Raw genomic sequence first — 20,040 nt, forward strand, 5'->3', positions numbered from 1 at the left:
GATGGCCCACGTAGCCGAGTGGAAGAAGAAGGAAGTTGAGGAGCTTGCAGACATCATCAAGAGATACCCAGTGATAGCTCTGGTTGATGTTGCCGGCGTTCCGGCCTATCCCCTGAGCAAGATGCGTGAGAACCTCCGCGGAAAGGCGCTCCTCAGGGTCAGCAGGAACACTCTGATAGAGCTCGCCATAAAGAGGGCAGCTCAGGAGCTCAACGATCCCGATCTTGAAAAACTCATCGACCACATTGAGGGTGGGGCCGGAATCCTCGCCACCGAGATGAACCCCTTCAAGCTCTACAAGCTCCTCGAGGAGAGCAAAACCCCCGCAGCTGCGAAACCGGGGGTGCCGGTTCCCAGGGATGTCGTTATTCCCGCGGGTCCGACCCCGATCTCACCCGGTCCCCTCGTCGGTGAGATGCAGGCCCTCGGCATACCCGCGAGGATTGAGAAGGGTAAGGTCAGCATCCAGAAGGACTACACCGTCCTCAAGGCGGGAGAGGTCATAACCGAACAGCTCGCCAGAATACTCAACGCCCTCGGGATAGAGCCGCTCGAGGTAGGTCTCAACCTGCTCGCGGCTTACGAGGACGGGGTCGTTTACACCCCGGACGTGCTGGCGATAGATGAGGAAGAGTACATTAACATGCTCCAGCAGGCCTACATGCATGCCTTCAACCTGTCGGTTAACACCGCCTACCCGACGAAGCAGACCATTGAAGCCATAATTCAGAAGGCGTTCCTCGGGGCCAAGAACGTCGCCGTGGAAGCAGGTTACATCACGCCCGAAACGGTCGAGGACATCTTCGGCAGGGCACTCAGGGTTGTCCTGCTCATAGCCCAGCAACTGCCAGAGGAACTGCTTGACGAGAAGACCAAAGAGCTTTTAAAGAGGGGGGCACAAATAGCCGTTGCCACCCAGCCTCAGGAGGAGAAGGTTGAGGAGGCTGAGGAGGAAGAAGAAGAGGAAGAGGAAGCTTCCGAAGAGGAGGCGCTCGCCGGACTGGGCGCTCTCTTCGGCTGAACTTTCCGTTTCCCTCGTATCCCTGACGGATCCATGTGAAATTGAAGAATAAGGCTGATCGGAGGTGTGAAAAATGGAGTACGTGTATGCCGCTCTGCTGCTCCACGCCGCTGGTAAGGAAATAACGGAGGAGAACCTTAAGGCGGTCCTTGAGGCCGCTGGTGTCAACGCCGATGAGGCCAGGCTTAAGGCCCTCGTTGCCGCTCTGGAGGGCGTCAACATCGACGAGGTCATCGAGAAGGCAGCCATGCCGGTCGCCGCTCCCGTAGCGGTCGCCGCTGCCCCGGCTCAGGAAGCAGCACCCGCGGAAGAGGGAGAAGAGGAGGAAGAAGAGGAAGAAGAGGAAGCTTCCGAAGAGGAGGCCCTCGCAGGTCTCGGCGCCCTCTTCGGTTGAGTTCTTTACCTTTTGTCCGCCTTCGGGCGGACGTCAACAACTTTTCTTGAGGCCTCACCCGGAAGGTTTCACCGGAGAAGTCTCTTCTGGCGGGCCCGGCGGGATTCGAACCCGCGACTACCGGCTCCGAAGGCCGGCGCCATGTCCCCTAGGCCACGGGCCCCCCGGAGAAGTTTTAAAGGGGCGTAAAATAAACTTTGCGGTGGTTGTCATGATGCTTCCCGACTGGAAAATAAAGGAGGAGATCCTGATAGAGCCCTTCAGTGAGGAGTCCCTTCAGCCGGCCGGTTACGACCTTCGCGTCGGCGCGGAAGCTTACTTAGATGGAAAACTTCTGGAGGTGAAAAGCCGGGGAGAGTTTCAGATACCCCCCGGGTCCTACGCACTGGTTCTGACCCTTGAAAGGATAGGGCTTCCCGGGGACATCGCGGGCGATATGAAACTCAGGAGCAGCCTCGCCAGAGAGGGTCTCATCGGATCATTCGCGTGGGTTGATCCCGGATGGGACGGTAACCTCACCCTCGGCATCTACAACGCCTCGACCACTCCCGTAAAGCTAACTTACGGGGAGCGTTTCGTTCAGATAGCCTTCATCAGGCTGGAGGCACCGGCAAAGAGCCCTTACAGGGGCAGCTATCAGGGGAGCCAGCATCTGGCACTGTCGAAAAGGGGAGGAAAATGGAGCCCTATCCGTGGATGACGGCCTTTCAGGTATCCTTCCTCTGGTAGTGCCCCTTACCACCGGATCCGGGCTTATGGGAGGCGCCACCCGGATGAGGTCTTCTCCGGAGCAGTGGCCCCCCAAGGGGTTACCTTTTCCGGTTAATGCCCGTGGAAGCGGAACTGCCAGCGGGTGGGTCACTTCCACGGGCGAAGGGGACGTTTGATCTCCCCAGAAGGCTTTTTTACCAAAAGGTTTATATATCCCTAATCCCAAAAATAACACTGAAAAAAACCTTCATGGAGGTGTTGTGGATGGCTGAGTTGCCGATTGCTCCGGTAGACAGGTTGATTAGGAAGGCTGGTGCTGCTCGGGTTAGTGAGGATGCTGCCAGGGTTCTTGCCGAGCACCTTGAGGAGCATGCTATTGAGATAGCCAGGAAGGCTGTGGACTTTGCCCACCACGCTGGCAGGAAGACCGTCAAGGCCGAGGACATAAAACTCGCCCTCAAAGCCTGAAAGCCCTTCTTCTCCTTTTTGATTTCACCAGAAGCGCACCCTCTTTATCCTGACGCTTTCACCCCTGACCTCGAGGAACGCGAGGCCCGGCGAATCCATTCTCGGAAAGGTGGGCGAGCCCGGGTTCAGGAGGACGACCCTTCTCCCGTGCACGGAAACGACATCGTGGTAAAAGCGATGGGTGTGGCCAAACACCAGAACGTCCACGCCCATGTCGAGCGCCTTTAGGGCCAGAAAGTCTGAATTCAGCGAGAAGAATTCATGGCCGTGGAGGAGGCCGATTCTAATATCCTCAGCGTCGATGACCCGTTCCCCGGGTAGATCCAGATGATCGGCGTTCCCGCGAACCGCCACCACGGGGGCGAACCCTTCGAGTCTTTCAAGCAACTCCCCGGAGGTAACGTCTCCGGTATGGAGTATCATATCCGGCCCCTTCCTCTCAAGGCTCTCAAAAAGAGGTAAAGGAAGGTTTTTCGTTTTGTCGCCGTAATGCGTGTCCCCGGTTACGGCTATCAGCAAAGTTCTCACACCGGGACGTTTATGTTGAGCCTCTCCACGAGTTCCTTGTACCTGTTCCTGACGGTCACTTCCGTAACGTGCGCCACTTCCGCAACTTCACGCTGGGTTTTCTTCTCCCCCTCAAGGATCGAGGCCACGTAGAGGGCAGCCGCCGCAAGACCCGTGGGGCCTTTGCCGCTCGTTATACCCCTTTTGATGGCCTTCTGGAGTATCTCCTTGGCGCGCTTCTTCGTCCTGTAACTAACGGAGAGCGCATCTCCAAAGCGGTCAACGTAATCCACAGGACTGGTGGGCCTGAGGTTCAGGTTAAGACCCTTTACAAGGAAGCGGTAACTCCGCCCTATCTCCTTCTTTTTGACCTTGGAAACTTCGGCTATCTCATCGAGGGTTCTGGGCATTCTCTCCATCCTGCATGCTGCGTAAAGGGCTGCGGATACCATCCCCTCTATTGATCTTCCGCGTATGAGCTTCTTCGCGACGGCCTTTCTGTAGATGGAGGCGGCGGCCTCCTTAAGGTGTCTCGGCAGCATCATCTGGGCGGCCATCCTGTCAAGTTCGCTAAGGGCAAAGGCGAGGTTCCTCTCGGCGGCATCGTTTATCCTCATCCTGCGCTGCCACATTCTCAGCCGTCTCATCTTCATCCTGTACATCCCCTTTATCTGGTTGCCGTTTACGTCCCTATCGCGCCAGTCTATGTCCGTGGAGAGACCCTTATCGTGGATCATCAGCGTCATGGGTGCACCGGTTCTGGCACGCCTTGCCCTCTGGTTTGGGTCGAACGCGCGCCACTCCGGACCGTTATCAACAATGTTCTGCCGAACGACGTAACCACAGCTACTGCAATAATACTCCCCATGCTGTCGGTCATAAATCAGCTTGGAGCCACACCTCGGACATACCATCCTATCAGCCAAAGGCTCTCACCCCCTCTTTCTGGGGGTAGGGCGTCGGGTTTTTTTATTCCCGCGCTTTTTACGGCTCCCATCTGGTTTTGCCTTCTTGCGTCTCGAATCAACGTAGAGAACTGCCCCGACGTAATCCTCGGGGTTCTTCACCCTCGGCTTCACCGCCACGTAGGGCATCTTAACCGGCCCGAAAACATCCTTTACAACCCCAACTACCGTCAGTCCTTTGTCAACCACGCGGTCGTTGAGCGAAGGAACCCATCCGGTTCTCAGAATGAGGAACCCCTGTTTTGCGTAGTGAGAAACCTTTCCAAGACGCCTCATAGCCCCACCCCAAAAGGGTACATACCCTTAAACTTTATGCTTTTTACCTTATAAAGTTTTCGGTAAGTTTCCAAAAGGTTTTTATTTAGAAGGCATCTAAAGACAAAAATTGGTCGGGTAAAATGAAGTGCCTTCTGGTCGGTCACCTCGTCATAGACAGGATCATCGGGAATCCGAGAAGGGAAACCAGAATGGGCGGCGGTGCCTACTACTCGGCTATGGCACTCTCTAACCTCTGTGACGTTGAGGTTTTAACGAGCGTGGGCGATGACTTCCCGGAGGTGTGGCTCGAGGAACTGAGGGACCGCGGGATAAGGCTTAGGGTGATACCCTCCAAGGAGAGCACCTCCTACGAGCTCCGTTACATTGACTCCAGCAGAAGGGAGCTCAGGCTTCTCTCCAGGGCGGGGAAGATTAACGAAGCCCCGGCCGGGAGGTACGATATGATAACCCTCAATCCAGTTGCGGGTGAGGTGCCTCCCGGTAGTGTTGAGACTTTCCGGAAAAGAACGGAGTTCCTGGCGGCGGACGTTCAGGGCTTTATAAGATCCCTGAATCCCGGAAAGGTTGAGCTGAGGGAAAGGGACGCATCTTTTCTGCACGGTTTAAAGGTTCTCCATTCGGATCTTGAGGAAATGGTTCACCTGAAGAACCTTCAAACCGACCGGGTGGAGGTTCTGCTCGCGACGAACGGCGCCGGGCCCGGTTTCGCCTACCTCCAGGGCAGGGCTTACACCTACAGGCCCATCAGGATGGCCGTAGAAGAGTCCACGGGAGCCGGGGACGTCTTCCTCGCGGCCTTCAGCTACTTTTACAGGGAATGCCCCTTCGTTCAGGCTCTTAAAAAGGCGAGCGCCTTCACGGCCCTCTTCTTAAAGAGGAGGAACTTCTCCTTCTCCATGGAGGAGGTCAGCGAACTGGCGATGAATGTGGAGGTGGAGAGGTTTAAAGGAGGGAGGAAGTTATGAAAACCGGAGGGGATCCTATGGACAGGTACGTTCTGCTCGTGAAGGCCCCTGAGGGCTACGATGTGGACCGCTTAAGGACCGAACTGAAAGACTTCATACGGGAGAGGCACCCGGAGCTCAGGGTCGAGGCCCACAGGTGCATAGGTCTCACCGTCGATCTGGTGATCCTCTACAGGGGCAACGTCGTCCTCATAAAGCGTAGAAACGAGCCTTTTAAGGACAGGTTCGCGCTACCCGGTGGCTTCGTGGAGTACGGCGAAAGTGTCGAGGAAGCTGCTCTGAGGGAGGCGAAGGAGGAGACGGGCTTAGATGTAAGGCTCGTAAGACTGATAGGGGTATACTCCGACCCGAAGCGGGATCCGAGGGGGCACACGGTGACGGTCGCCTTTCTGGCCACCGGGGAAGGTGAACCGAAGGCCGGCGACGATGCCCGGGAAGTTCACGTGGTTCCCCCCGATAGGGCCCTTCAGCTGCCCCTCGCCTTCGACCACGGGAAGATCCTGAGGGACGCACTCGGGTAAGAGGATGAACCGGGAATCCAGAACTCTTTCCCCTTCAGGGGTTAACATCACGGAGGATGGAGGGGCTACCCGTCAACCGCCCTTCGAAAGCTGGGCCTCCTTCGGCTCAAGGTGCGCCCGCGTCACCTCAAGCACTCCCGAATAGCTTGGCCCATCCCATTTTTTCACGACCTCATCGAAGACCACCCTCGCCCTGAAGAAGGGTGCGTCCCTGACGAAGGTCTCAAACTCACCGCCCTCACCCGCGGGATGGACGCCGTACCTCTCGTGGAGCCTCACGAGCTCCTCGATGGCCCTCTCGTCCACCCTCCTGCCCAGCCATCTCTCATCGAGCCCGTAGGCGGAGACGCCGACTACGACGATATCGAAGATGCCCGTCAGCTCGCGCATGTAATCGATGGGGTCACGGTGCCACGCGGGGGCGAAGCTTTTCAGTCCGAGTTCCCCGGCGATCCCCTCGACCCTCTCCTTCTGGTACTCGCTGGCGAGGGCTCCCGCAACGATCCCATCCACCCTGAGCCCTTCAATGACGGCCTTCATATCCTCAACTTCTTTTTCCTTCTCGCCCGAGGTGAAACCCTTTACGAGCGGAATCCCTGCCGCCCGGGCCTGAAGCTCCGTGAGATGGATGTTGGGAACGTGGTACATGTAGCTGTCGTCCCTCTCGCTCACCATTGAGAGCAGGTACTTAACCTCAAAGCCCTTCCGCAGGGCCCAGTAAAGGGCATAATTGGAGTCCTTTCCACCGGAATAGAGCACGACAACGCGCATTAGCCTCACCCGAAACCTTAAAATTACCCGGGATAATTCACGATGGAGTGTTCAGGGGGTTTTAAAAAGGTGATGCCGATGACACCGGGGACGGCTGTGATTCTGGCGGCCGGTCTCGGAAGGAGGATGGGGGAAAGGCCAAAGGGACTCCTGAAGGTGGCCGGCAGGGAGATCCTTTACAGGACGCTCGTCCTCCTGAAGGAGAAGGGCGTCGAAAGGTTCCTGCTGGTAACCAACGATAGATACGCACCAGCTTATAAAAGGTTCATCGAGGAGAATGACTTCAACGTCGAGCTGATTCTCAATCCCGAGCCGGAAAGGGGCAACGGCCACTCGCTTCACCTCGTCAAAGGCCGCGTTTCCGGGAGGTTCATCCTCGTCATGAGCGACCACGTTTACGGCAGAAGCTTCGTTGGGCGGGCCGTTCACGGAGAGGGTCTCATAGTTGACAGAAGGCCGAAATGGGTGGATACGGAAGAGGGAACCCGCGTCAGGATCCGCGAAGGGAGGGTCACGAAAGCGGGCAAGAATCTCGTGGAATGGGACGGAATTGACACGGGCTTCTTCGTTCTCAGCGACGGGATTTTCGAAGTGACCGAAAGGATGGAGAGGGAGGAAGTTTATTCCCTGAGTGAGGTCGTGGAAGCGGCCCAGCTCCCGGTCACCTTCGTCGACGGCCTCCCGTGGACGGACGTCGATACCCCGGAAGATCTGAAGAGGGCCAGAAGGATGCTCGTCCTCACGGCCGTGAAGGGGAGCGGAGACGGCTTTATCAGCAGGCACCTCAACAGAAAGATCTCCACCCGGATAAGCTATCTCCTCGTGGAAAGGACCACTCCGGACGTGATGACGGGCGTAACCTTTGGCGTTGGAATTCTGTCCGCGCTGTTGACGGGCATCAGTCTTCCTCTGGCGGGTCTCACCTACCAGCTGAGTTCAATTCTTGATGGCGTCGATGGGGAGCTGGCGAGGGCCCAGCTCAGGGAGAGCAGGTTCGGGGGATACGTTGATTCGATCCTCGACCGTTACGTTGACGGGACCTTCCTTACCCTGCTCGCCTTCTGGACACTTAAAGAGCCGATCTGGTATCTAATAGCCCTCCTGGCCCTTCTGGGCTCGGTTATGGTGAGTTACTCCACGGAACGCTTCAAGGCCGCCTACTGCGAGAGCGCCTACGAGAGGATCCCGGGGTTAAGAGTGCTCCCGGGAAAAAGGGACGAGCGAGTGTTTCTCACGATGCTTTTCCTCCTTTATCCGGTGGGGACTTCCGTCAGGGCCCTGTTCCTCCTTCTGGCCATAATAACGAACCTCAGGGTCCTCCTGACGGTCTGGCTCGCCGGAAAAGGGAGCCGACCATAGGTTTTCCAACCAAAAACTATTTAACTACTGTAAAATATCACAAAACAGAAAGGAGGTGAGGAAATGGTCAGGGTAGTCATACTGGGACAGGGCTACGTTGCCAGCGTATTTGCGAGCGGTCTGGAGAAGATAAAGGCAGGGAAGCTGGAGCCTTACGGGGTTCCGCTGGGAGATGAGCTTCCGATTAAGATCCGGGACATCGAGATAGTGGGTTCGTACGATGTTGACGCCTCCAAGGTAGGAAAGGATCTCCACGAAATCGTTAAAACCTACGATCCGGAGGCTCCCGAGAGCCTTCGGGGGATTACGGTAAGGAAGGGTATCCATCTGGGAAGCCTCAGGAACCTGCCGATAAAGGCCACGGGCCTCGAGGACGAGATGACCCTTGAGGAAGCCGTGGATCATCTGGTGGAGGAGTGGAAGGACCTCAAAGCGGAGGTCTTCGTCAACGTCTGCACCACGGAAGCTTTTAGGCCCTTTGAAAGCAGGGAGGAGCTTGAAAAGGCCATCGCCGGGGACGACAGGGAAAGGTTAACCGCCACCCAGGTTTACGCCTACGCGATAGCCAGATACGCGAGAGAAACCGGGGGAGCGGCTCTCGTCAACGCGATTCCAACGCTCATAGCCAACGATCCGGCGTTCGTTGAACTTGCCCGGGAGAGCAACATGGTGATCTTCGGCGACGACGGAGCCACCGGAGCAACTCCCCTCACGGCGGACGTGCTCAGCCACCTCGCCCAGAGAAATCGCTACGTCCTCGACATAGCCCAGTTCAACATCGGTGGAAACAACGACTTTCTGGCCCTGACCGACAGGGAAAGGAACAGGAGCAAGGAGTTCACCAAGAGCTCGGTCGTAAAAGACCTCCTCGGCTACGACGCTCCGCACTACATCAAGCCAACCGGATTCCTCGAACCCCTCGGAGACAGGAAGTTCATAGCGATGCACATAGAATACGTAAGCTTCAACGGTGCCCGCGATGAGGTCGTCATAACGGGCAGGATAAACGACAGCCCCGCACTGGCCGGTCTGCTCGTGGATTTAACCAGACTCGGGAAGATGGCCCTCGAGAGAAAGGCCTTCGGAACGGTTTACGAGGTCAACGCCTTCTACATGAAGAACCCCGGACCGAAAGATGCCCGGAACATACCGCGCATAATTGCCCACGAGAAGGTAAGATCCTGGGCGGGCCTGAAGCCAAGATGGCTCTGATTCTCTAAAACTTTTTAATCCCCTCACCTATTTTTTCAGGGGGAAACTCGATGGACTGGAAAAGGGGAGCGTATCCCGAGTTCACGCTCGAGGATGCCGTTGCGGTTCTTTTCATGCTCAGGAATCCAACGGGGAGAAAGGCCGTGTCAGAGGCGTTGAACATCGGGGAGGGCAGCGTTAGGACGCTTCTGAAGAAGCTTTCCCGGCTCGGCGTCATAACCTCAACCCGGCGGGGGCACTCTCTTAACGATAGGGGCATGGCGCTCCTCGGGAGGATCTCCCGGAACTTCTCGGGGGTGGAGAAGGTCGGGACCGTTGAAGGCTATCCAGCCTACGGCCTGATCGTCCGAAATCCGGGGGAGTTCAATAGCATCAATCTCAGGGACGAGGCCGTAAGGTTCTTCGCCAGAGGGGCCATGATACTGGAGGTCCGGAACGGGGAACCCGTTTTCCCCGAGGACGGAAGGAGCTTGAGCGAAACCCTGCCCGAACTGGCCGGGAGCATAAAAAGGCTTTTGAAGCCCGGGGAAGGTGACCTGGTCGTGGTAACTTGGGCCGGGGAGGAAGCCCACGCTGTGAAGAGCGCCTACCACGTGGCCCTAACGCTCAAAGGAGAGGAAATTCCGGAGGAAATAAAGACCCTGGCGAGGTGAAGGTATGAAAAGGCTCATTCTGGCCATAGACGTTTACGATAGAGAAAGGGCCCTCGAGATAGCCCGCCGCACCGCCGACTACCTGTGGGGCGTGAAGGTGAACTGGCCCCTGATAATCTGTTCAGGTCTGGATATTCTGGGGGAGCTCAAGCGGGTTACGGGGCTTCCGGTTATAGCCGACCTCAAGCTCGCCGACATCCCCAACACCAACAGGCTGATAGCGAGGAAGGTTTTCGAGGCCGGGGCGGATTACGTTATCGTCCACGGCTTCACCGGGAGGGACAGCGTCAGTGCCGTTATGGAGCTCGGGGAGACCATAATCGTCGTGGAGATGAGCCATCCGGGGGCGAGAGAGTTCATCCAGCCCGTGAGCGACGGACTGATAGAACTGGCCAACGAGCTCAGGCCCTTCGGAGTTATAGCGCCGGCAACGAGACCCGGGAGGGTGGCCTACATCAGATCGAAACTTGATGGGGGGATAAATATCCTAACTCCCGGTGTGGGTGCCCAGGGTGGGAACGTGAGGAGCGTCCTGAAGGCCGGGGCCGATTACATCATAGTCGGCCGTTCGATATACGGGAGTGAGAACCCGCGTGAGAGTGCCAGAAAGCTCCACGAAGAGATAGGGAGGTGTGAGACATGAATCTGAAGGTGAAACATCCCCTCAGCAAGAAGGAGATTAGGCAGATAATCCGGGAGATGGAGTCCCTCTTCGGCAGGGAGATAGCGGAGGGGATGCTCGGCAGGAAGGACAGGGTTGAGGTGGCCGATTTCGACAGGAGCACGGAGATAATCCTCGTTAACGGCAAACCCTTCTTCATCAGAAGGAAAGGCCTCATATTCCCGCTTGTTGCGGCACTTTACGAGATTTCAAACGAGGAAGACCTGAGGAAGTGGCCCAGACGGGTCGTCGTCGACTCCGGGGCAGTGCCCTTCATCCTGAAGGGTGCGGACGTCATGGCGGCGGGAATAGTCGACGCTGATGAGAACGTAAGGGAGGGGGATTTTGTCTTCGTGGTGGAGGAGGAGTACGGAAGGCCCCTCGCCATAGGGACGGCCCTCATGAGCGGAAGGGACATGAAGGAAAAACCGAAGGGAAAGGCCGTGAAGAACATCCATCACGCAGGGGACAGGATCTGGGAGCTGACGGTGGGCTGAGATGGGAGAAAAAATCCGGGTTCTCGTCGGTGGCGTCTTTGACATTCTTCACGTCGGCCACGTCCACTTCCTGACTCAGGCAAGGTCCCTCGGGGACGAGCTGGTGGTGATAGTGGCTCACGACGAGACGGTCAGAAGACGGAAGGGGAGGGAACCGGTCAACAGTGCCGAGGACCGTGCGGAGCTTCTCAGAGCGCTTAAAGTCGTGGACGAGGTTTACATCGGCTCCCCGGGGGGGATAGACTACGAACTGGTGAAGCGCATAGATCCCGACGTTGTGGCCGTGGGTCCGGATCAGGAATTCAACTGCGAGCGCCTCAAAAAGGAGTTGAGGGAGCACGGGGTAGAGGCGGAGGTGATAAGGGTGCCCTACCTCTACAAAAAGGACAGGGCAAAGACGAGCAAGATAATCAAAAGAATTGTGGAAGCTTTCTGCGATTGATCAGGATAGGTCCAGAAAGCCCTTGAGGACGTCTCTGGCGGGTCTGGGCTTCCCCTTTTCAGGGTTGAACAGCCTGCTCAGGAGATCTTCCCTAACCCCGAAGGTACCGGTCGGTTTTGGTGTCGGGTCTATGATGTTACCCTTCGGTGAACCGACCTGCAGGGCGTTGCTGCCCCCCATGATGTGGGGTGATTCCACGCCCGTCATTATGACCATCGCCCTGACGACTTTGCCCATGTCCTCGTCTATCCTTGCACCCCACTTGATCTCGCTTTTCTCACCGAGTTTTTCGTAGACCAGGTTCATTGCCTCGTTTATCTCGATGAGGCTGACGTCAGGTCCAACTGTAAAGTGAACCAGAGCCTTATCACCGCTTCCGTACTTAACCTCGAGCATCTTGTTCTCGAGGGCGTTCTTGACCGCATCGACGGCCCTGTTACTCGAATCGCTCTCGCCTATCCCTATCAGGGCTGCCCCACCGTTGTGCATGACGCTGTAAACGTCCGCAAAGTCGATGTTCACCATGGACGGGAGCTTTATGGTTTCGGTTATGCCCTTGACCATCCGGGCTATTATCTCGTCCGCAAAGCGGAATGCCGCGTTTATCGGGAGCTTCGGCACGAGTTTGAGCAGTTTATCGTTTTCGATTATGATGACCGTATCTGAGTAGTGCATGAGCCCCTTTATGCCCTCCTTAGCCTTCTTTATCCTCAGGGTACCCTCGTTCCTGAAGGGATAGGTCACAACGCTGACGACGAGCGGCTCCCTGAAGCGACCGCTGTGTCTGGCGCTCTCCTTAACGACCTTGGCAACAACCGGGGCTGCTCCGGTACCCGTTCCGTTACCCATGCCCGCGGTTATGAACACGAGGTCGGCGTCACCGATTACCTCGGCGATCTCGTGGGCGCTGGCCTCGGCCGCCTGATAACCCACCCTTGGCTCCCCACCAGAGCCCTTCCCGTGGGTTATCTCCCTGCCGAGAAGAAGCTTCTTGTGGGCCTTCGTTCTGGCAAGGTGCTGGGCATCGGTGTTCATGGCTATGAGCTCGGCACCCTGAACGCCGAGTTCGTAGAGCCTGGTTATGGTGTTGTTTCCAGAACCGCCAACACCAACTATAACGATCCTTATGAGATCCTCGAGATCCCCATCGATGGAACCATCAAGCTTCGCGTTTTTGGACTCATCGTCCAGATCGAGGTTTATTCCGGCCTGTTCCAGCAGTTTAAACACCATCGTCCCAACCCCCCTCAACACGTCTTATTCAACCGGTGATTTAAAATATGATTTTAACGGCTTATTTAAGGATGTAATCAGGTGTTGAGCGTTCTTCGGTCTCAAGCTGGTAGAGCTCCTTCTTCAAAAGCTCACGGATAGCTTCCCTTATGATCTCGCTTCTATTGGGGTAAACCCCCCTTTTGACGAGCTGGTCCATGGCGTTTATCAGGCCCCGTGGGAGCTGTACACTGATGATACGCATCTTGCTCATCCCTGCACCACCCGGTTCAGCAAGCCGCTAAAATAAGGATGCATTAAGTAGTTAAATACTTTGCGGATGAATCATAATATTATGATATTATCCTTCTCAAAAAATATTTGGAAAATTCAAAAAATATTAAAAATAATTTAGAAGGGGCAAAAATCCAAGAGGAAAAGGGTTTTAACGCTCAAAACCAAACCAACCCCCGGGGAGACGATGAAGGAAATAAGGGAAAACCTTCACATCGCTAAGGTCTACGTTGAGAGGAGGGAGGAGGTTATCCCAAAGATCGGAGGAGACTTTCAGATTGTCAGTGCCGAATGCTGGGAAGCAGTTGGATTTGCAGCCCTGTTGGCGCTCCGTTCATTTGAAATGGGCACCAATCACGCGAGGACTCTTAGAGGAGAGCTTCTCATCCGTCTGAGCGGGACGCTTCAGATAAAGGACGCAATCGCCCGAAACGGGATAAAAAACGGTGAAAACTATCTCGTGGTCTTCGGAACCCGTGACAGAGCCCTTGAGATCCTGAGAACGCTCGACCTTATGGAGCGCCCCATGGACGATTGCGACCCAGAAAAAGTGAAAACTTTTTTTGAAAAAGCAGCACTCGTTGAAGTTCTGTAGATGGCAGGTGTCCTTTTCTATACATTATCGAGGATAGGTTTATAAAACCCTCCCTCCCACTCCCAGAGCGCCGGGTGATGCTCGTGAGATATAAGAAACGTAAATATTTCCTTGCGGGGAGAATAAATCTCATACAGCGCTCAAAAATCAGGGAGCTCTTCGAGAAGGCAAGGAAGATGAAGAACGTGATATCTCTCGGCATCGGGGAACCGGATTTCGACACTCCAGAGGTCATCAAAGAGGCCGCGAAGAGGGCCATTGATGAAGGATACACCCACTACACCCCCAACGCCGGTATTCCCGAGTTCCGCGAGGCCATAGCCGAATACTACAGGAGCCATTACAGGATTGACGTTTCATCCGATGACATAATCGTCACGGCTGGAGCCTACGAGGCCACCTATCTCGCTTTCCAGACCCTTCTTGAGGCGGGTGATGACGTCATAATCCCGGATCCGGCTTTCGTGTGCTACGCTGAAGACGCGAAGATCGCGGAGGCCGGCATAATCAGGCTACCCCTCAGGGAGGAGAACGATTTTCAGATCAACCCGGATGAGCTTCTGGAGGCCATAACAAAACGCACGCGGGTGCTGGTCGTCAACTATCCCAACAACCCCACCGGTGCCGTTCTCACCAAGGAGACCGTCAGGGCAATCGCCGACATAGCCGAGGACTACAACCTCTACATACTCAGCGATGAGCCCTACGAACACTTCCTCTACGAGGGAGCTAAGCATTATCCCATGATAAAGTACGCCCCCGATAACACCATTCTGGCCAACAGCTTCTCCAAGACCTTTGCCATGACCGGATGGCGGCTGGGCTTCACGATAGCCCCGAAGCAGGTTATCCGGGACATGATAAAGCTCCACGCTTACGTTATTGGAAACGTCACTTCCTTCGTGCAGATAGCCGGGATTACGGCCCTGAGGGACAGAAGAAGCTGGGAAGCGGTAAAGAGGATGAGGCATACCTACGCCGAGAGGAGGAAGGTCGTCCTCAAATATCTGGAGGAGATGCCGCATCTGACTCCCTTCAGGCCGAAGGGGGCATTCTACGTATGGGCAAAGATAGATCCGGAGCTTGACATGAGCAGTGAGGATTTCGCCAACTGGCTGCTGGAGAATGCCCGCGTCGTCGTTATCCCGGGAACCGCCTTTGGAAAGGCCGGAGAAGGGTGGGTAAGGATAAGCTACGCCACCAAGAGGGGCCAGCTCATCGAGGCGATGGAGAGGATGAAGGAGGCCCTATCGGGGCTCTGAAAGACGAGACCGGTGATTTATGAAGAGCTTTGGGGGGAACCATGAATGGATAGAAGGTGGACTTCGGTTTTGTTGGACACACTCGTCATGACCGCAGGTCTTGGGACCCTGACCATGATGGCGGTCGCAAAGCCCGACGTTATGGCGCACTTTGGGATAAGCAGTGACGAATACGAGTGGCAGCATGTGGCTTACGTCTTTGGACTGTTCGTGGCGTTCCTTCTTGGCCACACCAGACTCTACGAGGGGAGCTTCAAGAAAAGCGTTGCCATAGCGCTCAGCTGGGCGGCGATAACGCAGGCCCTCATACCCCTCGCACCCGGCTGGTACGTTGTGGTGTTCCTGAGGCTTATACAGGGCTTCGTCATCACGCTCGTGCCCCTCTTCAGCACCCAGATAGCGAGCTTCTTCGTTGCCGAGAGGCCCCTGGCCAAGGGTATAATCCTCTCCGGCATCTTCTGGGGTGGCATTTTTGGGAGCATGAGCGCCGGCTACGCCGTCGAAGCACTGGGCTGGAAAGGTGCCTTCTGGCTTACGGCGGTCATAATGTACCTCGTCCTCGCCCTCTGGTGGCTCTACGTGGAGGATTTCGAAATAATCCACGAGACGGGAGACGGTAGGGGAACAAGCGTCTGGAAAATGCCCTTCACGTGGGTTCTCGGTCTGACCTTCTTCCCGGCCCTGTGGGTTATATTCACCATAGTCGGCTTTTCGGCGTCGCTTGGCTACGAGGTCGGCTGGGGAAAGGAACAGGTGACGACTCTAAGCACCGCCCTCAACCTCTCGAAGGCGCTCTGGAGCATCGGCATGGGCTACGTGGGCTACCTCCTCTCCCGAAAGAATCCGAGCGCGAGGGGACTCTTCAGGGCCATAGTGCAGGTAATGCTGTTCTCCTACGCGGTGGCCTTCGTCGGTCTTTTGATCTACGGGAAGGCCATGCTCGCCGGTGACTACACCCTCGCACTCCTCTCGGTTGCCCTCGTCGGAGCCCTTCAGGGAACCGGGCCGGCGTTCTGGACCAGCGCCCCGGCCACGTATCCAAGGAACATCTTTCCAAAGGCCAGCTTTGCCCTCGGGCTCATCTCAAACTCGGCCAACGTGGTGGCCCCGGGGCTTACGGATCTGCTTGCTGGGCGCAGCGTGGAGCTTGCCCTCGGCGAGCTGGCGGTAATGCCGCTCCTCGGGATTCTGATTCTCCTAACCGTCTCGAGGATGAGGCTTCCAGTGGAGGAACTGAACGATGCGCCCTAAAACCCTGATCGTTTCCTTCTTTCTCCTTCTTGCGCTCTTCTTCTACGGGATAGCCCTGATGAGCCTTGCCGAGGAGTACACCTTCACGGGCTATCTAATCGTCGGGAGCCTGCACCTGCTCTTCGCCACCGGTATCTGGAAGGGCTGGGATGCCCCGGTGGATCTCTCCGCCTACATAGCCCTGCTCGATCTGCTCTTCGGGCTCCTCTGGATCATGATAGGGCTGTCCATACCCGCAATAACCCTAACGCTCCTTTCTGCTCTAATCCTGTTCGTTCTAATGGACGAAGAAGTCAGAACGGAGCTGAAGATGGAATGAAAGTTTCCTTTTGGAAGAAGCTGGTGGGCCCGCGGGGATTCGAACCCCGGACCTTCGCCGTGTGAGGGCGACGTCATAACCAGTCTAGACCACGGGCCCGCCCGGGTTATTGAACCGGGGAGGGAATATAAATCTTTCGCTAAACATCCTCAAGTATCTCCCGCGGGGCACCGGCGAAGGCCACCAGATACTCAGCCTCAACCACGTGAAGCCTGCCGGGAACGACCATAACGTGAGGCTGTCCCCCGAAGTCCTCCCCGAGCATATCCCGGACGTAACCGGCTTTAAGCGTCGGATCGAGCGATCCGGCCCGGGCAAGAACAACCACCAGCGTGTCGGGTGTGAAAACCTTCTCCTTTCTCATGTCCTCAACCCTGAGAAGTATCTCCATGGCCTCGTTGGCGGTCATGTAGCGGTTCTCCTCTGCCTTCACATCGAGGAAGAGCATCGTGTGCAGGCCCCTTTCCCCGTTCTCCCTTATGACATCGTAGTGACTCGTTGGGAACCAGTTCTTCTCGGGGTAGGAAACCGTAGCGCTCTTACCGAACTTGTAAACCTGCAGCCCGGTTATGGCTATGGCCGAGTAGATGCTCGGAGCGTGGATAACGTAGCTCTCGATTCCAAGCTCCCTGGCCCGCAACCTGAGGTCCGAATGTGTCGTTGCGACCATCGGATCGCCGGCCGTCAGGAAGGCCACGTCCCTTTCCCTCGCCTCGCTCAACACGATGCTCTCGAAGTGGAGCTCGACTTCCTCCCTGCTGAGCCTTCGGATGGGCTTTCCTATCAGCCCCTCGATTCTGTCAAGGGTCGTTCCCGCCATGAGTGAGGTGTAGAACTCCGCAAAGAGCAGGTCGCACTTTCTCGCCGTTTCGAGACCCTTCAGGGTAATGTCCTTCTCGTCGTATAGACCCAGCCCTATGAAGTATATTGCCATGAAACCACCGAAGACCGTAGGGGGGAAGGCTTTTAAGGTTGACCCGATTAGGCAATTGCCGAAAAGCTTATAATTATTGACGAACACCTTACCAACATGCTTGAAAAGAAGAAGGAAGCCCTGGCCAAGAGGATAGCCGGGGAGATAACCCTCTCCTCTGACCCCGGGAAGACGATGCGCAAATGGCGTGAGATATTTGGCATCAGCCAGACGGAGCTCGCGGATTATCTCGGGGTGTCCTCATCGGTCATAAGCGATTACGAGGGTGGAAGGAGGAAGAGCCCGGGGGCATCAACGATAAGGAAGTTCGTGGAGGCCCTGTTGAAAATCGACGAAAGCCGTGGTGGAAACGTTATCCGGGCGTTCAGCAAGACCCTTGAAAGCGAGCTTCCCACGAGCGCCATACTCGACATCAGAGAGTTCGCCCTACCGGTTACGATCGCTCAGCTTGTGGAAGCGGTGAAGGGAGAGGTCGCGGCGAACGCCCACCTTCTGGACAGGAGGATCTACGGCTACACCGTCGTTGACAGCATAAAGGCCATCCTCGAGATGAGCAGTGAAGAGTTCCTCAAGCTCTACGGCTGGACCACGGAGCGGGCGCTCATATTCACCCAGGTAACCACCGGGAGGAGCCCCATGATAGCCGTCAGGGTTCAGGGGTTAAAACCAGCTGTTGTGGTGCTCCACGGTGTTAAGAAGCTCGACGAGCTCGCCGTGAAGCTTGCGGAACGCGAGATGGTGCCCCTCGTTGTGTCCCATGCTCCCAACAGGGCGGAACTCATAACGGGCCTAAGGAAACTTGTAGAAAGGAAAGAAAACGCGCTCTGATGCTATTCAAGATCTTTCTTTCTCCACACCCCCTCCCCCGCGAGCCGGGTTAGTCTGTCCCTTATGTGGAGGAGCACCTCGTTGAGCACCTTTCCGTTGTCGTAGTCCCCCACCACCTCAAGGAGCTCCCGCCGGCTGTAGCCGGCCATCTCCCGGGCCAACTCGACCATCCTTGGATAGGCACGAACCACGTTGTCGACCACCGTTACGTCCGCCATCCTCGCGCTCCTCGAAAGCGGGTTGAGGTCAACCGTTACAACGAACTTCCCCATCCTCACGAGCGCCTCCGTCCTGTCGCCGTCCTCCAGCGGGACGAGAACCACGTCCGCCTTCCATATGCCCTCCTCGTCAACCCTGCCCCTCTCGTGCTCAAGGCCGGGAATGCGCTTCGTTGGGTTCAGCCCGAGGATTTCCTCCGCCCCGTGCTTCTTCAGTTCCTCGGCTATTGCCCTTACGCGCTCCTCCGTCCGGTAGAAGAGGTTTACCTCAAGCTTGGCATTAAGAGCCCTCGCCAGCTCGACCGTCTCCTTCGGCACGAGGGCGGCCACGTTCCCGTTTACGGACACGACCGGGTGCTCTGCCAGAAGAAACTTCGCCACCGCAACCCTCATGGCCCGCTCGGCCGGTTCTATCGTCCTCTCTCCGAGGAGGTAGTCGAAGGCCTCGCCGCGACCGTGGGCTATTAGACCTGCCCTTGCCGTCATGCCCTTCTCCATGCCCTCGATGATCCTCTCGCGATAGTAGAGACTCCAGTACCTCGGATGGCTTCTGGGTATTTCCACCATTTCAACCACCGAAGGGAGTGGGCGATAACGGATAAAAACCTTCGTGCCTCCTGAGAGGTTCTTAACTCTTGGTTTAAAAAATCCTTATAAGTCCGGAGTTTAGAGCCTCAGATGGAGATATGAACGGGAGGGCCCATTATGGGGTATGCCATAACGAAAAAAGTGAACCTGAGTGCAATTGATTTTTTCATGGAAGTGGAGGCACCCCACGTGGCAAGGGCATGGAAGCCGGGCCAGTTCGTTGTTTTGATACCCGATGAAAAGGGCGAAAGGGTTCCGATGTCGGTTTACTACGTCCGGAACGGAAGGGTTGGAATGTTCATAAGGAGACTTGGAAAGACAAGCCTCAAGCTCTGGTACGAGTTTGACGTCGGTGACGAGCTCCGCGACGTAGCTGGCCCACTTGGAAGGCCCATTGAGGTTAAACACTACGGCAACGTCGTCTTTGTAGCGGACGCCGTCTGCGCCCATGCCGAGGCCTGCGCCACACTGAAGGCCATGAAGGAAGCGGGCAACTACACGATAGCCATCCAGAGCTTTGAGAATGCCGCCAACGTTTATCCGGAGAAATACCTCGCAAAGTCGATCGTGGATGAACACTACCTGACGACCGAAGACGGGAGCGTCGGGATCCGTGGGCACTACCTGGACATCCTGAAGGAACTCATAGAGGAGGACAGGGTCGATATTGTGTTTGGTGGCGGAAAGCTCGGTTCCTTGAAGAAGCTCGCCGAGTTAACGAGGCCCTACGGCATTCCGACCATTGCAACGGTCAGGCAGATAATGGTTTGCGGAATGGGGATGTGCGGCTCGTGCAGGGTTCTCTACGATGGAGAGGTGAAGTTCGCCTGCATGGACGGGCCCATGATGGACGCACACAAGGTGAACTGGGACTACGTTATAAAGAGGGACGCACGCTTCAAGGAGGAAGAAAAACTCGCCAAGGAAAGGTATCTGGCCGAGCTTAAGGCCCGGGGAGTGATCTAAAGGACAATCAAAGGAAACCCCTTAAGGTTCGTGTTCATACATGGAAGGCTCCGGTGTTTCAGGGATCGCCCTTTACGGGATTCTTAGGCCGTCAGCCTTTTAACGCCCTTTCGCTTATACCCCTCGAGCGATGACGAGCTCTAGGGT

26 protein-coding genes and 2 tRNA genes are annotated in these 20,040 nt (G+C 56.2%); 18 read left to right on the plus strand and 10 right to left on the minus strand.

Features of this window, described 5'->3' with window-relative positions; genetic code table 11:
* Nucleotide 1 precedes the first annotated feature (1 nt).
* Both A3L12_RS02025 and rpl12p read left to right on the plus strand, forming a co-directional pair.
* Nucleotides 2–1,021 carry a 50S ribosomal protein L10 gene (locus A3L12_RS02025; RefSeq protein WP_088882057.1) on the plus strand — a complete coding sequence of 340 codons (1,020 nt, stop codon included), beginning with the start codon at nucleotides 2–4 and terminating at the stop codon, nucleotides 1,019–1,021.
* Nucleotides 1,022–1,094: 73 nt separating this feature from the next.
* A complete protein-coding gene (gene rpl12p / locus A3L12_RS02030) occupies nucleotides 1,095–1,415 on the plus strand; it encodes a 50S ribosomal protein P1 (RefSeq protein ID WP_088882058.1) in 321 nt (106 codons plus the stop codon).
* 87 nt (nucleotides 1,416–1,502) lie between these two features.
* On the opposite strand, the gene A3L12_RS02035 is transcribed toward rpl12p, so the two are convergent.
* A tRNA-Arg gene (locus tag A3L12_RS02035) sits at nucleotides 1,503–1,578 on the minus strand.
* Nucleotides 1,579–1,626: 48 nt separating this feature from the next.
* Between A3L12_RS02035 and dcd the strand changes: the two genes are divergently transcribed.
* A complete protein-coding gene (dcd, locus tag A3L12_RS02040; protein ID WP_088882059.1) occupies nucleotides 1,627–2,115 on the plus strand; it encodes a dCTP deaminase in 489 nt (162 codons plus the stop codon).
* Nucleotides 2,116–2,390: 275 nt separating this feature from the next.
* The gene (gene hpkA / locus A3L12_RS02045; RefSeq protein ID WP_088881974.1) at nucleotides 2,391–2,594 is read left to right on the plus strand and encodes an archaeal histone HpkA; all 204 of its coding nucleotides are present in this window, start codon (nucleotides 2,391–2,393) and stop codon (nucleotides 2,592–2,594) included.
* Between the two features lie 24 nt (nucleotides 2,595–2,618).
* On the opposite strand, the gene A3L12_RS02050 is transcribed toward hpkA, so the two are convergent.
* Genes A3L12_RS02050 through A3L12_RS02060 form a run of 3 tightly spaced genes read right to left on the minus strand, consistent with a single transcriptional unit; the run spans nucleotide 2,619 to nucleotide 4,342 of the window.
* A complete protein-coding gene (locus tag A3L12_RS02050) occupies nucleotides 2,619–3,113 on the minus strand; it encodes a YfcE family phosphodiesterase (protein ID WP_088882060.1) in 495 nt (164 codons plus the stop codon).
* A 5-nt stretch (nucleotides 3,114–3,118) separates the two neighbouring features.
* Entirely contained in the window at nucleotides 3,119–4,027 is a 909-nt protein-coding gene (locus A3L12_RS02055; protein ID WP_088882061.1) for a transcription initiation factor IIB, read from the minus strand.
* 6 nt (nucleotides 4,028–4,033) lie between these two features.
* Nucleotides 4,034–4,342, minus strand: a complete 309-nt coding sequence (locus A3L12_RS02060) for a Gar1/Naf1 family protein (protein ID WP_088882062.1) — start codon at nucleotides 4,340–4,342, stop codon at nucleotides 4,034–4,036.
* Between the two features lie 122 nt (nucleotides 4,343–4,464).
* Between A3L12_RS02060 and A3L12_RS02065 the strand changes: the two genes are divergently transcribed.
* Nucleotides 4,465–5,310, plus strand: coding sequence for a carbohydrate kinase (locus A3L12_RS02065; RefSeq protein WP_088882063.1), 846 nt, complete (start codon nucleotides 4,465–4,467; stop codon nucleotides 5,308–5,310).
* Between the two features lie 17 nt (nucleotides 5,311–5,327).
* Nucleotides 5,328–5,831: an NUDIX hydrolase gene (locus A3L12_RS02070; protein ID WP_088883193.1), complete on the plus strand. Its 504-nt coding sequence runs from the start codon at nucleotides 5,328–5,330 to the stop codon at nucleotides 5,829–5,831.
* Between the two features lie 72 nt (nucleotides 5,832–5,903).
* Here the strand turns inward: A3L12_RS02070 and A3L12_RS02075 are convergent, their stop codons facing one another.
* Nucleotides 5,904–6,602 carry a TIGR00289 family protein gene (locus A3L12_RS02075; protein WP_088882064.1) on the minus strand — a complete coding sequence of 233 codons (699 nt, stop codon included), beginning with the start codon at nucleotides 6,600–6,602 and terminating at the stop codon, nucleotides 5,904–5,906.
* Nucleotides 6,603–6,680: 78 nt separating this feature from the next.
* Between A3L12_RS02075 and A3L12_RS02080 the strand changes: the two genes are divergently transcribed.
* From A3L12_RS02080 to A3L12_RS02105, 6 genes are all read left to right on the plus strand, one after another.
* Complete coding sequence (locus A3L12_RS02080; protein WP_088882065.1) at nucleotides 6,681–7,961, plus strand: bifunctional L-myo-inositol-1-phosphate cytidylyltransferase/CDP-L-myo-inositol myo-inositolphosphotransferase; 1,281 nt, start codon at nucleotides 6,681–6,683, stop codon at nucleotides 7,959–7,961.
* A 63-nt stretch (nucleotides 7,962–8,024) separates the two neighbouring features.
* Nucleotides 8,025–9,173: an inositol-3-phosphate synthase gene (locus A3L12_RS02085; protein ID WP_088882066.1), complete on the plus strand. Its 1,149-nt coding sequence runs from the start codon at nucleotides 8,025–8,027 to the stop codon at nucleotides 9,171–9,173.
* A gap of 50 nt (nucleotides 9,174–9,223) precedes the next feature.
* Nucleotides 9,224–9,826, plus strand: coding sequence for a DUF4443 domain-containing protein (locus tag A3L12_RS02090; protein ID WP_088882067.1), 603 nt, complete (start codon nucleotides 9,224–9,226; stop codon nucleotides 9,824–9,826).
* 4 nt (nucleotides 9,827–9,830) lie between these two features.
* Entirely contained in the window at nucleotides 9,831–10,469 is a 639-nt protein-coding gene (pyrF, locus tag A3L12_RS02095) for an orotidine-5'-phosphate decarboxylase (RefSeq protein WP_088882068.1), read from the plus strand.
* Nucleotides 10,466–10,984, plus strand: a complete 519-nt coding sequence (locus A3L12_RS02100) for an RNA-binding protein (protein ID WP_088882069.1) — start codon at nucleotides 10,466–10,468, stop codon at nucleotides 10,982–10,984. The genes pyrF and A3L12_RS02100 overlap by 4 nt, the downstream gene beginning before the upstream one ends.
* 1 nt (nucleotide 10,985) lies before the next feature.
* Complete coding sequence (locus A3L12_RS02105) at nucleotides 10,986–11,426, plus strand: adenylyltransferase/cytidyltransferase family protein (protein WP_088882070.1); 441 nt, start codon at nucleotides 10,986–10,988, stop codon at nucleotides 11,424–11,426.
* On the opposite strand, the gene ftsZ is transcribed toward A3L12_RS02105, so the two are convergent.
* On the minus strand, nucleotides 11,427–12,659 hold the full coding sequence (ftsZ, locus tag A3L12_RS02110; RefSeq protein WP_088882071.1) for a cell division protein FtsZ: 1,233 nt from the start codon (nucleotides 12,657–12,659) through the stop codon (nucleotides 11,427–11,429).
* A gap of 61 nt (nucleotides 12,660–12,720) precedes the next feature.
* Entirely contained in the window at nucleotides 12,721–12,912 is a 192-nt protein-coding gene (locus tag A3L12_RS02115; protein WP_088882072.1) for a ribbon-helix-helix domain-containing protein, read from the minus strand.
* Between the two features lie 207 nt (nucleotides 12,913–13,119).
* On the opposite strand from A3L12_RS02115, the gene cgi121 reads away from it, so the two are divergent.
* The 4 genes from cgi121 to A3L12_RS02135 all read left to right on the plus strand — a co-directional run bounded on the left by cgi121 (nucleotide 13,120) and on the right by A3L12_RS02135 (nucleotide 16,359).
* Nucleotides 13,120–13,527 (plus strand): KEOPS complex subunit Cgi121, encoded by a 408-nt coding sequence (cgi121, locus tag A3L12_RS02120; RefSeq protein ID WP_088882073.1) that lies wholly within the window; start codon nucleotides 13,120–13,122, stop codon nucleotides 13,525–13,527.
* An 83-nt stretch (nucleotides 13,528–13,610) separates the two neighbouring features.
* On the plus strand, nucleotides 13,611–14,789 hold the full coding sequence (locus tag A3L12_RS02125) for an aminotransferase class I/II-fold pyridoxal phosphate-dependent enzyme (protein WP_088882074.1): 1,179 nt from the start codon (nucleotides 13,611–13,613) through the stop codon (nucleotides 14,787–14,789).
* A 45-nt stretch (nucleotides 14,790–14,834) separates the two neighbouring features.
* Entirely contained in the window at nucleotides 14,835–16,040 is a 1,206-nt protein-coding gene (locus tag A3L12_RS02130) for an MFS transporter (protein WP_088882075.1), read from the plus strand.
* Nucleotides 16,030–16,359, plus strand: coding sequence for a hypothetical protein (locus A3L12_RS02135; protein WP_088882076.1), 330 nt, complete (start codon nucleotides 16,030–16,032; stop codon nucleotides 16,357–16,359). Before A3L12_RS02130 ends, A3L12_RS02135 begins: the two co-directional genes overlap by 11 nt.
* A 21-nt stretch (nucleotides 16,360–16,380) precedes the next feature.
* On the opposite strand, the gene A3L12_RS02140 is transcribed toward A3L12_RS02135, so the two are convergent.
* Nucleotides 16,381–16,458, minus strand: a tRNA-Val gene (locus A3L12_RS02140).
* Nucleotides 16,459–16,498: 40 nt separating this feature from the next.
* Nucleotides 16,499–17,293 carry a diphthine synthase gene (gene dph5, locus A3L12_RS02145; RefSeq protein ID WP_088882077.1) on the minus strand — a complete coding sequence of 265 codons (795 nt, stop codon included), beginning with the start codon at nucleotides 17,291–17,293 and terminating at the stop codon, nucleotides 16,499–16,501.
* Nucleotides 17,294–17,389: 96 nt separating this feature from the next.
* Between dph5 and A3L12_RS02150 the strand changes: the two genes are divergently transcribed.
* Entirely contained in the window at nucleotides 17,390–18,121 is a 732-nt protein-coding gene (locus tag A3L12_RS02150; RefSeq protein WP_088882078.1) for a helix-turn-helix domain-containing protein, read from the plus strand.
* Between the two features lie 2 nt (nucleotides 18,122–18,123).
* Here A3L12_RS02150 and A3L12_RS02155 read toward each other — a convergent pair whose 3' ends face one another.
* Nucleotides 18,124–18,906, minus strand: coding sequence for a 4-phosphopantoate--beta-alanine ligase (locus tag A3L12_RS02155; RefSeq protein ID WP_088882079.1), 783 nt, complete (start codon nucleotides 18,904–18,906; stop codon nucleotides 18,124–18,126).
* Nucleotides 18,907–19,044: 138 nt separating this feature from the next.
* On the opposite strand from A3L12_RS02155, the gene A3L12_RS02160 reads away from it, so the two are divergent.
* Nucleotides 19,045–19,893, plus strand: coding sequence for a sulfide/dihydroorotate dehydrogenase-like FAD/NAD-binding protein (locus A3L12_RS02160; RefSeq protein WP_088882080.1), 849 nt, complete (start codon nucleotides 19,045–19,047; stop codon nucleotides 19,891–19,893).
* Nucleotides 19,894–20,040 lie beyond the last annotated feature (147 nt).

It is taken from the genome of Thermococcus sp. P6, from assembly GCF_002214525.1.
Classification (GTDB): domain Archaea; phylum Methanobacteriota_B; class Thermococci; order Thermococcales; family Thermococcaceae; genus Thermococcus.

Excerpts from the sequence above, each read along its gene's own strand:
- A3L12_RS02025 (WP_088882057.1), top strand. The coding sequence starts at position 2 with ATGGCCCACGTAGCCGAGTGGAAGAAGAAGGAAGTTGAGGAGCTTGCA.
- rpl12p (WP_088882058.1), top strand. The coding sequence starts at position 1,095 with ATGGAGTACGTGTATGCCGCTCTGCTGCTCCACGCCGCTGGTAAGGAA.
- dcd (WP_088882059.1), top strand. The coding sequence starts at position 1,627 with ATGATGCTTCCCGACTGGAAAATAAAGGAGGAGATCCTGATAGAGCCC.
- hpkA (WP_088881974.1), top strand. The coding sequence starts at position 2,391 with ATGGCTGAGTTGCCGATTGCTCCGGTAGACAGGTTGATTAGGAAGGCT.
- A3L12_RS02060 (WP_088882062.1), bottom strand. The coding sequence starts at position 4,342 with ATGAGGCGTCTTGGAAAGGTTTCTCACTACGCAAAACAGGGGTTCCTC.
- A3L12_RS02065 (WP_088882063.1), top strand. The coding sequence starts at position 4,465 with ATGAAGTGCCTTCTGGTCGGTCACCTCGTCATAGACAGGATCATCGGG.
- A3L12_RS02070 (WP_088883193.1), top strand. The coding sequence starts at position 5,328 with ATGGACAGGTACGTTCTGCTCGTGAAGGCCCCTGAGGGCTACGATGTG.
- A3L12_RS02075 (WP_088882064.1), bottom strand. The coding sequence starts at position 6,602 with ATGCGCGTTGTCGTGCTCTATTCCGGTGGAAAGGACTCCAATTATGCC.
- A3L12_RS02080 (WP_088882065.1), top strand. The coding sequence starts at position 6,681 with ATGACACCGGGGACGGCTGTGATTCTGGCGGCCGGTCTCGGAAGGAGG.
- A3L12_RS02085 (WP_088882066.1), top strand. The coding sequence starts at position 8,025 with ATGGTCAGGGTAGTCATACTGGGACAGGGCTACGTTGCCAGCGTATTT.
- A3L12_RS02090 (WP_088882067.1), top strand. The coding sequence starts at position 9,224 with ATGGACTGGAAAAGGGGAGCGTATCCCGAGTTCACGCTCGAGGATGCC.
- pyrF (WP_088882068.1), top strand. The coding sequence starts at position 9,831 with ATGAAAAGGCTCATTCTGGCCATAGACGTTTACGATAGAGAAAGGGCC.
- A3L12_RS02100 (WP_088882069.1), top strand. The coding sequence starts at position 10,466 with ATGAATCTGAAGGTGAAACATCCCCTCAGCAAGAAGGAGATTAGGCAG.
- A3L12_RS02105 (WP_088882070.1), top strand. The coding sequence starts at position 10,986 with ATGGGAGAAAAAATCCGGGTTCTCGTCGGTGGCGTCTTTGACATTCTT.
- ftsZ (WP_088882071.1), bottom strand. The coding sequence starts at position 12,659 with ATGGTGTTTAAACTGCTGGAACAGGCCGGAATAAACCTCGATCTGGAC.
- A3L12_RS02115 (WP_088882072.1), bottom strand. The coding sequence starts at position 12,912 with ATGAGCAAGATGCGTATCATCAGTGTACAGCTCCCACGGGGCCTGATA.
- cgi121 (WP_088882073.1), top strand. The coding sequence starts at position 13,120 with ATGAAGGAAATAAGGGAAAACCTTCACATCGCTAAGGTCTACGTTGAG.
- A3L12_RS02130 (WP_088882075.1), top strand. The coding sequence starts at position 14,835 with ATGGATAGAAGGTGGACTTCGGTTTTGTTGGACACACTCGTCATGACC.
- A3L12_RS02135 (WP_088882076.1), top strand. The coding sequence starts at position 16,030 with ATGCGCCCTAAAACCCTGATCGTTTCCTTCTTTCTCCTTCTTGCGCTC.
- dph5 (WP_088882077.1), bottom strand. The coding sequence starts at position 17,293 with ATGGCAATATACTTCATAGGGCTGGGTCTATACGACGAGAAGGACATT.
- A3L12_RS02150 (WP_088882078.1), top strand. The coding sequence starts at position 17,390 with ATGCTTGAAAAGAAGAAGGAAGCCCTGGCCAAGAGGATAGCCGGGGAG.
- A3L12_RS02155 (WP_088882079.1), bottom strand. The coding sequence starts at position 18,906 with ATGGTGGAAATACCCAGAAGCCATCCGAGGTACTGGAGTCTCTACTAT.
- A3L12_RS02160 (WP_088882080.1), top strand. The coding sequence starts at position 19,045 with ATGGGGTATGCCATAACGAAAAAAGTGAACCTGAGTGCAATTGATTTT.